The organism is Palleronia pontilimi (assembly GCF_016412875.1).
Taxonomy (GTDB): domain Bacteria; phylum Pseudomonadota; class Alphaproteobacteria; order Rhodobacterales; family Rhodobacteraceae; genus Palleronia; species Palleronia pontilimi.
Genome location: NZ_JAEKPD010000002.1, coordinates 448,602 through 458,352 on the forward strand (window position 1 = coordinate 448,602; position 9,751 = coordinate 458,352).

The window sequence follows — 9,751 nt, forward strand, 5'->3', positions numbered from 1 at the left end:
CAGAGCGGGAGGGCAGGAAAAAGGCCAATCCCGCACCAGGGGGTCGGCCGTGCGCCATTTGTCTGGGGGAAAGTGGTGGGCGACCCTGGAATCGAACCAGGCGTGCGTCTCCGCGAGGGAGTTACAGTCCCCTGCCACACCTTGCGGCCTGTCGCCCACTGGCGGCTGGGGTAGCCGGGCACTTGTGGGGCGTCAAGACGAAATTCGCTTGAAATTCCGCGTCCGCGCGCGCAAGGGCGGGGCATGGTGAAGAAACCGAAATGGGTGGTCGAAAAGGAACAGGCGCGCCGCGACGAGGGCCGCGCGACGTTCTGGCTGTTCGGCCTGCACGCGGTGCGCGACGCGCTGACGAACCCCGCCCGCGTGAAGCACCGGCTGGTGGTCACGCGCAACGCCGCCGACAAGCTGGCCGACGCCATCGCCGCGTCTGGCATGGCGGCGGAAGAGGCGGATCCGCGCAAGTTCCCGGCGCCGCTGGATCCCGGATCGGTTCACCAGGGGGCCGCGCTGGAAGTCCAGCCGTTGGATTGGGGACCGCTTGATCGGATCGTGACCGAAGGCGCGGGCCCGCCGCTCTTCGTGCTGCTGGATCGGGTCAGCGATCCGCACAATGTAGGCGCGATCCTGCGTTCGGCCGAGGTGTTCGGCGCGCGCGCCGTGATCGCGCCGCAGCGCCATTCGGCACCCGAGACTGGCGCGTTGGCAAAGACCGCCTCGGGCGCGCTGGAGCGGCAGCCCTACCTGCGGGTGGGCAACCTGGGCAACGCGATGACGCAGCTGCGGGACATGGGCGTGACCTTGATGGGACTGGATGGCGACGCCAAGGATACCATCGGCGATGCGGTGGCGGGGCTTGGCGACAGGCCCCTGGGACTGGTGCTGGGGGCCGAGGGGCCGGGCCTGCGCGAGCGCACGCGCAGCCTGTGCGACCGGCTGGTGCGGATCGACGCTGCTGGCGCGTTCGGATCGCTGAACGTCTCGAACGCGGCGGCGGTGGCGCTTTATGCCGCGCGGCGCTGATCACGGTTTGGCGAGCATGTCTTCCGAACTGCGAAACGCGCCCCCATTTTATGAGAGTGGCGCCGGGGCTGGAACTCCCGGCGCATCATCACTGTCCCTCGTTCCGAAACCTGGCGCCCCGGTTTTTTGCCGCGGGCGTCTTTTTATGAAGGGGATGGCGCCATGAACGACGCGGATCTCAAGCGGATTTTGCAGGGCACCAAGCGTGTGGCGTGCCTGGGAGTCTCCACCAACCCGGTGCGCCCCAGCTATTTCGTTGCACGCTACCTGTCCATGAAGGGCTTCGAGGTCTGGCCCGTAAACCCGGCCTATGCCGGTGATCGGCTGTTCGGGCGCGAGATTGCAGCCGACCTTGCGGACTTGCCGGACGGGATCGAGATGCTGGATATCTTCCGCGCGTCCGAGCATGTGCCCGGCATCGTCGATCACGCGCTTCGGGTCATGCCGGGACTGCGGGTCATCTGGATGCAGATCGGAGTGCGCCACGAGGCTGCGGCCGCCCGGGCGCGGGCCGCGGGCATCGAGGTCGTGATGGATCGCTGCCCGAAGATCGAATACCAGCGGCTGTTCGGCGAATTGCGCATGGGTGGCTTTGCCACCGGCATGATCTCGTCAAGGCGGGGCGGTTAGGCGCGCTTCGGAACAAGCAGGGGGCGCTGCTCACCTGTTGATTGTCCCGGCTATCCCGGTCGCCAGGTCCATCGATCTTTCACCGTCTTTTGTCGTGCCACAGCAAATCTACGACGTTCGGCTGACAGCCACGATCCGCAATCAGGAAGGGGAATTTCAGCGCTCGAAACAGTGGATGACCTGGTTGGTGACATTGATCGCGTCGTGCGCAACGCCTCCCGTTGATATGGATGCCAGGTGTACCGGACACCGTCTGCGAGATCGTGTTTGACTTCGAGCATTGAAGAGAAAGTGTCCGACGATTTCGGCAGGCGCCATCCGCTTTCGTTCGCGAGATCTGAGCCGCCCTTTCCATCCTTGAATGTGAGGTGCGGAGATTAAGATCTGTCGGTCCTCGCGCGAGAGCAGGGAAGTGAAGGCATCGCGTATCTCTATACCCTTGCGTGCCCAAACCGGGCGGTCATGACGCGGGTCCGACCTCGCAGCGTATTTGTGCCGTGCGAGAGATCTCGGAACAGGCGCGCGCTGGCATAGTGATTGTGCATGAGCATGACACACGCCTTTTCGCGCCCGAGAAGAAACGACAATGCGCGGGACCGAAGCGACGGTGTCTCGGTGTCGACCAACATGGGCTCCAGCACGAACCGGCAATCCTGTTGGCGCCACAGACTTCGAGCCGGACCGAAGCAAATTCGTCTGAGCGTGCCGCCGCGGACAGAACCTGCCATTTGATGACCGTACACACGGATGCGCATGTGACCCCGGAAGCGCCAGATTCTGGGCCTGCTCGAGCCAATGGAGCGCGGCTTCGGTCTGGGTCTCCTGGATCGGCGCATCGTTGTCTCCCGACGTCTTTAATAGCGCGCCAGGGAGGGGAACGGTTCGCGACGGCAATCGATCGACGACACACACACACACATACAGCGGATCCTCATCTCGGTTTCGAGCGTGTGGATCGCGATTTCGCCGGACTCGAAGCGCCGCAGGTCCATGCGCTTGCCGCGACGATATTCCGTCCTTGCCCGTCGGCGACTTCGGCTGGTCCCGTTAGGAAGATCCGGATGGATCTGGGCAGCTTGCGTTCGCGCCCGGGCCCTCAAAATCCTCGGATCTCAAGGGCAGGATCCTAACAGAGAGGACAGGAAACCTGTCCAAGATGCCCGAATTCCCCGGCGTTCGATGACCGTCGAGAAACGCGGCGCACATTGCAGATCTGTGGAACGGCGGATCCGACCCGTTCGCTAGCGGCGGGGGTAATCCCAACCGACCAAGACCACGCGCGCGCCTATGGAATTTATGCATCGCAAGATGTGTGCCGACCTTCAATTCACGCCTTTGCAACCGCAAAGCCTTCTGGCCGCGCAAGGAGGTGTACGCCAAGCAGTTCACTGCCTGGCACGCAGCGCGCGGAAAGGACTCCTCTTGGCAATCATGGCGCTTCGTATGTGATGCTCTTCGCCAGAACACTCGACGACCGGGCAAAGAGGGCTCTCTACTTTCTTGCCGTGTTAACCATGGCAGTTTCTAAACGCAAAGAAAACCAGAACCGGCGTCTCAATCGCTCGGAAGGGCCGCGCAATGCGCACCCGACGCGGACGCACCCGATCCCAGCGCGACAAGCGCCGGCGCATCGTAGATGTCGGGCGGGGCGCTCGCGGCCAGGTCCCAGGCGATGAACGCCGCAAGCGCGATCAGGCCGATGGCCGCGGTGGTCCGGCGCGTCATTTCCGCCCCTCAAGACCCAGGATCGGTCGCAGCTTGATCCCGTAATACGTGCCCGCGAAGGCCGACGCGAACCAGACCCAGCCATGCAGCGAGCCGGTCGAGATGCCGCTGAAGAACGCGCCCACGTTGCAGCCGAAGGCAAGCCGCGAGGAATAGCCCAGCAGAAAGCCCGCGATTACGGTCGCGATCCACGCGCGCGCGGGAAGGTCCGGCATGCCCTTGCCTAAGCCTCCGCGCCAGCTGGCCACCAGGAAGGCGCCGCCGATCAGGCCGATATTGGTCAGCGACGTCACATCGGTCAGAAGCGTGTTCTGCAGCCGGTCGATATTGCCGCTCGTGCCCCAGAAGCTGGACGCCGTCACATCCGCGCCCAGCGCCTGCGCGCCTTTGGCGGCCCACAGGCCCAGCCCGTAGACCACGCCCCAGGGCTGGCCCGCGACGGCGAAATTGGCAAGCGCCAGCGCCGCCAGCAGCACGGCGGCAATCACGTATCGCCGCGGGATGGCGCGCTTGCCGGGGGCGCCCAACCAGACAAGCAGGCCCGCCACCAAGGCCAGGGCCGCGACGGTCAGAAGCGCTCCGGACGTGCCCTGCAGCGCGATGACCGGCAAGGCGCCAAGGCCGGTCCACCACAGCAGGTGATAGGCCCCGGCGAAGCTGCCGATGGCGAAGACGGGCAGGGCCACCAGGCTGACGGGGTTGCCTGACCCGGCATTGATCAGCGTCCCGGACCCGCAGCCCATGACCAGCTGCATGCAGGCGCCGAAGACGAACGCCCCGGCGATCATGGCAAAGCCGACCGGCGCGCGGGCGCCCAGCAGCTCTTCGCCGTTCGTGGCCAGAAGCGGGATCGCGACGACCGCCACAAGGCCGATCGACAGCAGATGCGCCAGCACGCCGCCGGGCTCGCGCCGCACGATCATGGCCCGCCATGGGCCCGCGAAGCCGAAGCGGAACCCTTCGAGCACGACGCCGAAGCCCAGGCCGATCAGCAGCAGCAGCCCGTAGCGCGCGCCCACGAACAGCGACACGCTCAGCACAAGCGCCACGGCCGCCCCGATCAGGGCGGCCTTGCCAAGACCCGAGGTCCTGGTTTCGATATCGACGGCCGCGCTCATCGGGCTCAGAACACGCCCTTGATCTGGTTCCACAGGTTGCGGATCGGGCCCGGCACGTTGGCCATCTCGTAGCCCGCGTTGGACCAGCCGACCATGCTTTCGGGGAAAAGCTTCACGTTCTCGACGCCCGCAAGCTCGCTGAGCGCGAACCAGTTGGTCGCGGCCCAATGGCCGGTGTTGCAGAACGAGATCAGCTGATCGGCATCGGAAAAGCCCTGCTCATCCGCCAGTTGCTTGGCCGCCGCGGCGTCGATGATCGCCGGGCCGCCCGAGAACCAGCCCGCGTGTTCGAAATACTGCGATTGCGGCAGGGTTCCGGGACGCGCGGCGGCGGGATGCGCCTGCTCGCCGGACCAGAAGCTTTCGGGCCGCGCGTCCAGAAGCAGCGCGTCGGTGCCGCCGTCGATCACCGACTGCACATCCTCGGCCGAGGCAAGCCACTGGTCCGAAAAGGTGACGTCGATCTGGCTGGGCTGGACCTCCACGGTCTCCGTCGACAAGGATTTGCCCGCTTCGGTCCAGGCGTTGAGCCCGCCGTTCAGGATGGCGATCTGGCTCACGCCGCTGGATTTCAGGGTCCAGTACACCCGCGCGGCGGCACCGAAATCGGTGATGTCGCTGCCCTGGTAGGTGATGATGGTGGGCCGTTCGGTGGTGGCGCCCAGCGACGACAGCACTTGCGACAGTTCGGCTTCGGTCTTCATCTGGCCGGGATTGTCGGCGGGCCCGCGAAACAGACCATAGGGCGCGTTGACCGCCCCTTGCACATGGCCTTCGCCGAAATCTTCCGGCGTGCGGATGTCCAGCACCAGAAGCGTGTCCCGGTCCTCCAGCGCGCTTTCCAGCCCGGCGGGATCCACGAGCGGTCCGAGGCTGTTCTGGGCGAAAGCGGGGGTCGAAAGCACAAGGGCTGTCGTGAGCGCGGTGACGAAATGTTTCATGGCGGGCCTTCTGATATGTGTTTGACCACAGATGCGTCGGATCGGGCGGAAGGCAAGTCCTTCGCGCCGACGTGCAGACGCGCGGGGGCGGGACACGGTTCGGCCCCGCGCAGTTAGGCAAAACAGGGATCATGGCGCAGGGCGACAGGACAGACGCCCGTTCCATCGACAGCGCGCCGGCCAAGCAGAAGTTCTTTTCTCGGCTTCCGCCAATGCCAAGCCGCGCCGCGGTCCGGTCCCACCGCCAGAAGGGCAGGCGCACACCCATGCGCGCCGAAATCCGCCGTGGGTGAAAAGCCTTGGACGTAAGTCCGTGGAAATCCGCACCCGCCTTCGGCAATAGATGGATATGAGCCCGCAATCCCGCCGATCCCGCCGCTCTTTCCGCTCGCTCTCCGCCCAGTTTCTTCTGGCGGGCGGCGTGGTGATGGCGATCGCCGCCTATGTGGTGGGCCTGTGGGTGTCCAACCGGATCGAGAAGGGCGTTGTCCAAAGCTCGGGCGCGTCCGCGGCGCTTTACATCGAAAGCCTGATCCCGAACCAGGTGCTCGGCCGCGCGGACGATGCCGGGATCACCGATCAGGCACGCACCGCGCTGCGCGAGGTGTTCCGCGACGGCATCCTCAGCGAGCGCGTGGTCACCTACAACGTCTGGAGCGCGCGAGGCGAGATCCTGGATTCGTCGCGCGACGATCTGCGCGGGCGGGTCTATCCGCCGTCCGACGCGCTGCTCGCGGCCTGGTCGGGCGAGGTCGTGGCGCAATTCCAGAACATCCAGGTCGAGGCCGAGCATCCCGGCAGCATCCTGGGCGTGCCCCTGCTCGAGGTCTACGTGCCGATCCGCGACGGCAGGACCGGGCAGGTCGTGGCGGTCGTCGAGTTCTACCAGCGGGCCGAGGATCTGGCCGCCGAACTCGCCCAGGCCCGGCGCGACAGCTGGATCGTGATCCTGCAGGTCTTCGGGATCAGCGGCGCGCTGCTCTTCGGCATCGTCCACGCTGGCAGCCGCCTGATCGAGCGCCAGCGCCACCAGGTCGACCTCCAGCTGGAAGAAAGCCGCCTGCTGACCCGTCACAACGAAACCCTGCGCAAACGGGTCGCCAAGGCCGCCCAGCGATCCACCGCGCAATCCGAAAAGATCATGCAGCGGATCGGTCAGGACCTGCATGACGGTGTCGCCCAGCACCTGTCGCTGGCCAGCCTGCGCCTGGAAGGCGCGGGCTTGGGTCCGTCACCGGATGCCGAAACGGTCAGCCACTCGATCCTGGTCGCGATGAAGGAGCTGCGCGCGATCTCGCGCGGGCTGGCCTTGCCGGACCTGGCCAGTCTTTCCTTAAGCGACTGCGCCCGGCAGGCGGTCGACGATCACAACAAGAGCTACGGCGCCAGCGCGGTCTTCACGGACGCGACCGGGGGTCAGCTGTCCGTGCCCTTCGCGACCAAGCTTTGCGTCTATCGGTTCGTGCAGGAAGCGCTCGCCAACGCAAGTCGCCATGCCCAGGCCACCGACATCCGGGTCCGCCTGTCCAGCCGGGGCGGCGAACTCGACGTCACCGTCCGGGACGACGGGATCGGCTTCGATGCGTCCACCGCGCCGGGTCTGCGCGACGAGGGCGGGCAGGGCCTGCCCGGGCTGTCCGACCGGGCCGAAACCCTGGGCGGGCGCGTCGATATCGCGTCCCGGCCGGGGGCGGGCACCCGGATCGCCCTTTTTCTACCCCTGGCAGAGGTACTGACATGACGATCCGCATCCTTGTCGCAGACGACCACCCGATCTTCCGCGACGGCCTCGTGACCAGCCTGGAAGAGACCGGCGAGTTCCGCGTCGTGGCGACCGCCAGTTCGGCGGACGAGGCCGTGCGCCTGGCCGACCAGAAGCGACCCGACATCGCCCTTCTGGACATGTCGATGCCCGGCGGCGGCCTGAACGCCGTGAAGCGTGTCGCGGCGGCCGGAACAGCTGGGCAGGTGGCCATGCTCACGGTCTCCGAGAAGGACGAAAACGTGGCGACGGCCCTGCGCAACGGCGCCATCGCCTATATCCTGAAGGGCGTGTCGGCGCGCGAATTGCGCAGCGTCCTGAAGGGCGTCGCCCGGGGCGAGGCGCACATATCGCCCGAGCTGGCGTCGAAAGTCCTGACCTTCATGTCGAGTTCCGGCCCGGCCCAAATCGCGTCGCCGCTTGACGATCTGACCAAGCGGGAAGAGGATATCCTGAAGCTGGTCGCCCAGGGGCTCAGCAACAAGGAAGCCGCCGCCGCGCTGAACCTGCAAGAAAAGACCGTCAAGCACTACATGACGACGATCATGGGCAAACTTCACGCCCGCAACCGCGTCGAGGCCGCGCTGATCGCCCACAAGGCCTGGGGCAGCGACGACGACGGCGGGGCCTAGACCGGCCGCCCGTCTCCGCAAATCGGCGGCGGATCACTTCTTCTGCCGGAACGTCGCGTTGAAGGCGACGGTGACGCGCTCGTCGTCGGTCTCGTTGGGATAGACCCAATGCACCAGGTAGGACGGAAACAGGATCAGTTCGCCCGGCTCGGGACGGATCGACTTCTTCGACCCGAAGGCCTGGGCCTGAAGGATCCGCCAGTTCGGCAGATCGGCGCGGGGGCTCAGGAACTCGATCTTGCCCGATGTGCCTTCCTCGACGCTCGGTTGCGACACGTAATATACGCCCGACCACTGCGCTCCGGGATGCGTGTGGGGCGCGTTGAAGCCGCCGGGCGGGTTGGCGTTCATCCACGCGAAAAGCTTCAACCCGAGGCTCCCCGGATCGACCTTGGCGGTGACCTGCCCGGTGGCGTCCAGCACCGCCTTTTCGGCCAGGGCCTTCAGCTTCTGCACGTCCGGCGCCGCGTCGTCGAACAGGTTGCCCGAGGAATGCCAGCCCCCGCGGTTCGACTTCTTCACGCCGTCGGTTTCCGATCGGAGCCGCGATCCGGTCTCAAGCAGATCGCGGTTCAGCGCCTCGGCATCGGGCACCCGGAAGCGAAACAGCGGGGTGGAAAAGAGCTTTTCGTACTTGGTGCGTTCGATGGATCCCATTTCGGACCGGTCCGCCATGTTCTGAGCTGCGCTGCGTCACCCGCGCGATCCTTCGCGCGGGTGACCTCGACAAGATCGTTCAGACCGACCGGTCAGTCGTCATCCTCGTCATCGCTTTCATCGGACTCGTCGCTGTCGTCATCGTCGTCGTCATCCTCGTCGGACTCGTCGCCGCCGCTATCCTCGTCCGAGTCGTCCTCATCATCGTCCTCATCGTCATCGTCATCTTCGTCATCCGACTCGTCGCTTTCATCGCGGTCATCCCGCTCGTCGTCATCGCGTTCGTCGTCGCGCTCATCGTCGTCCTCGTCATCGTCCGACCGGTCGCCAGAGGACACCTGGATCTCGGCCACGCTGACCGTTCCGTCCCCGTCCAGATCGCTGCGCGACAGCAGGCGTTGCGCGCCACGGCTGCCGAACGTGGCCTCCAGTTCGCTCTGCGACAGCTGGCCGTCGCGGTTGGCATCCACCTCGGCAAAGGTGCGGGTCTGGGCGAAGGCGGGCATCGTGGTGACCGCGCAAAGGGATGTCGTCAGCAGTAGGTGGGAAAGTTTCATGGCTCTACTCCGATGGTTGACCGGACGCCTTCGGCGCCCTTGCTCGTCCTCGCAACATGGGCCGCCCGGCGTCGTCCGGCATCGGCCATTGGTCCCAGGATCGGCCGGATTGGTCCGCCCTGTCTTCGGACCATGGTCGGGCAATCGCGCTTGGGACCCCCTATGCGCGGCCTTTCGCGACGAATAGATTTGCGGTTCCCGGGCCCGTGGGGCGGGTCTTGTCGGGTCGCAGCGCCGCGATGGCGCGGCACGAGTCGCTGATCCGTCCGCCATCTGCCAAGACCTCGATGATGCCCCGGTCATTCACGAGTGTCAGCGTCCTCACGTCCCCCTTCGCCGAACGGCGTCCTATGGCGGATTGCTCCGCTGGCAGGTCCACCGAAACGATTGCGTCCTCGACCGTCACGGCAAACGCGAGGCGACCACCCTAGAGCGCCTCGATCCGCGTGCCGTCCAGATCGCCCTCGAGCTCCAGCCGAAAAGGGGCGTCTGTCAGCTCGGCAGTGCCGTCGGGGCCGAGCGCCGCCTCGTTCAACGTGCCGACGAAGCGGTCCGCAAAGGCTTCGGCCTTGGCGTCGTCGATTGTCTGGATCTGGTTCTGATAGGTCATCAATCGCTCCTGGGTTGGGAATGGGCGGCGGATGTGCCGCTGTCCTGACCCTGGTGATGGACCCGAGCGTCGATTCGCGTTAGAAGCTGAAAGGAAGGG

General features: G+C 65.9%; 10 protein-coding genes and 1 tRNA gene. 4 read left to right on the top strand and 7 right to left on the bottom strand.

Annotated features, from left to right (window positions below; all coding sequences use genetic code 11):
* Positions 1-73: 73 nt before the first annotated feature.
* A tRNA-Tyr gene (locus ILP92_RS04975) sits at positions 74-157 on the bottom strand.
* Between the two features lie 86 nt (positions 158-243).
* On the opposite strand from ILP92_RS04975, the gene rlmB reads away from it, so the two are divergent.
* Both rlmB and ILP92_RS04985 read left to right on the top strand, forming a co-directional pair.
* Entirely contained in the window at positions 244-1,020 is a 777-nt protein-coding gene (rlmB, locus tag ILP92_RS04980) for a 23S rRNA (guanosine(2251)-2'-O)-methyltransferase RlmB (protein ID WP_198915253.1), read from the top strand.
* Positions 1,021-1,182: 162 nt separating this feature from the next.
* Positions 1,183-1,650, top strand: coding sequence for a CoA-binding protein (locus tag ILP92_RS04985; RefSeq protein ID WP_198915254.1), 468 nt, complete (start codon positions 1,183-1,185; stop codon positions 1,648-1,650).
* A gap of 1,554 nt (positions 1,651-3,204) precedes the next feature.
* On the opposite strand, the gene ILP92_RS04990 is transcribed toward ILP92_RS04985, so the two are convergent.
* From ILP92_RS04990 to ILP92_RS05000, 3 genes are read right to left on the bottom strand one after another with little or no spacing between them, the layout of a single operon-like run.
* The gene (locus tag ILP92_RS04990; protein ID WP_198915255.1) at positions 3,205-3,375 is read right to left on the bottom strand and encodes a hypothetical protein; all 171 of its coding nucleotides are present in this window, start codon (positions 3,373-3,375) and stop codon (positions 3,205-3,207) included.
* Entirely contained in the window at positions 3,372-4,493 is a 1,122-nt protein-coding gene (locus ILP92_RS04995; protein WP_198915256.1) for a YeeE/YedE family protein, read from the bottom strand. The genes ILP92_RS04990 and ILP92_RS04995 overlap by 4 nt, the downstream gene beginning before the upstream one ends.
* A gap of 5 nt (positions 4,494-4,498) precedes the next feature.
* Complete coding sequence (locus tag ILP92_RS05000) at positions 4,499-5,434, bottom strand: sulfurtransferase (protein ID WP_198915257.1); 936 nt, start codon at positions 5,432-5,434, stop codon at positions 4,499-4,501.
* A gap of 349 nt (positions 5,435-5,783) precedes the next feature.
* On the opposite strand from ILP92_RS05000, the gene ILP92_RS05005 reads away from it, so the two are divergent.
* Positions 5,784-7,175, top strand: a complete 1,392-nt coding sequence (locus ILP92_RS05005; protein ID WP_198915258.1) for a sensor histidine kinase — start codon at positions 5,784-5,786, stop codon at positions 7,173-7,175.
* Complete coding sequence (locus ILP92_RS05010) at positions 7,172-7,828, top strand: response regulator (protein ID WP_198915259.1); 657 nt, start codon at positions 7,172-7,174, stop codon at positions 7,826-7,828. Before ILP92_RS05005 ends, ILP92_RS05010 begins: the two co-directional genes overlap by 4 nt.
* A gap of 33 nt (positions 7,829-7,861) precedes the next feature.
* On the opposite strand, the gene ILP92_RS05015 is transcribed toward ILP92_RS05010, so the two are convergent.
* The 3 genes from ILP92_RS05015 to ILP92_RS05025 all read right to left on the bottom strand — a co-directional run bounded on the left by ILP92_RS05015 (position 7,862) and on the right by ILP92_RS05025 (position 9,652).
* On the bottom strand, positions 7,862-8,485 hold the full coding sequence (locus tag ILP92_RS05015) for a TIGR02466 family protein (RefSeq protein WP_198915260.1): 624 nt from the start codon (positions 8,483-8,485) through the stop codon (positions 7,862-7,864).
* 92 nt (positions 8,486-8,577) lie between these two features.
* Positions 8,578-9,042 (bottom strand): EF-hand domain-containing protein, encoded by a 465-nt coding sequence (locus ILP92_RS05020; RefSeq protein ID WP_198915261.1) that lies wholly within the window; start codon positions 9,040-9,042, stop codon positions 8,578-8,580.
* Positions 9,043-9,469: 427 nt separating this feature from the next.
* Positions 9,470-9,652: a hypothetical protein gene (locus tag ILP92_RS05025; RefSeq protein WP_198915262.1), complete on the bottom strand. Its 183-nt coding sequence runs from the start codon at positions 9,650-9,652 to the stop codon at positions 9,470-9,472.
* Positions 9,653-9,751 lie beyond the last annotated feature (99 nt).

Excerpts from the sequence above, each read along its gene's own strand:
- ILP92_RS04985 (WP_198915254.1), top strand. The coding sequence starts at position 1,183 with ATGAACGACGCGGATCTCAAGCGGATTTTGCAGGGCACCAAGCGTGTG.
- rlmB (WP_198915253.1), top strand. The coding sequence starts at position 244 with ATGGTGAAGAAACCGAAATGGGTGGTCGAAAAGGAACAGGCGCGCCGC.
- ILP92_RS05020 (WP_198915261.1), bottom strand. The coding sequence starts at position 9,042 with ATGAAACTTTCCCACCTACTGCTGACGACATCCCTTTGCGCGGTCACC.
- ILP92_RS05005 (WP_198915258.1), top strand. The coding sequence starts at position 5,784 with ATGAGCCCGCAATCCCGCCGATCCCGCCGCTCTTTCCGCTCGCTCTCC.
- ILP92_RS05015 (WP_198915260.1), bottom strand. The coding sequence starts at position 8,485 with ATGGGATCCATCGAACGCACCAAGTACGAAAAGCTCTTTTCCACCCCG.
- ILP92_RS05010 (WP_198915259.1), top strand. The coding sequence starts at position 7,172 with ATGACGATCCGCATCCTTGTCGCAGACGACCACCCGATCTTCCGCGAC.
- ILP92_RS05000 (WP_198915257.1), bottom strand. The coding sequence starts at position 5,434 with ATGAAACATTTCGTCACCGCGCTCACGACAGCCCTTGTGCTTTCGACC.
- ILP92_RS04995 (WP_198915256.1), bottom strand. The coding sequence starts at position 4,493 with ATGAGCGCGGCCGTCGATATCGAAACCAGGACCTCGGGTCTTGGCAAG.
- ILP92_RS04990 (WP_198915255.1), bottom strand. The coding sequence starts at position 3,375 with ATGACGCGCCGGACCACCGCGGCCATCGGCCTGATCGCGCTTGCGGCG.
- ILP92_RS05025 (WP_198915262.1), bottom strand. The coding sequence starts at position 9,652 with ATGACCTATCAGAACCAGATCCAGACAATCGACGACGCCAAGGCCGAA.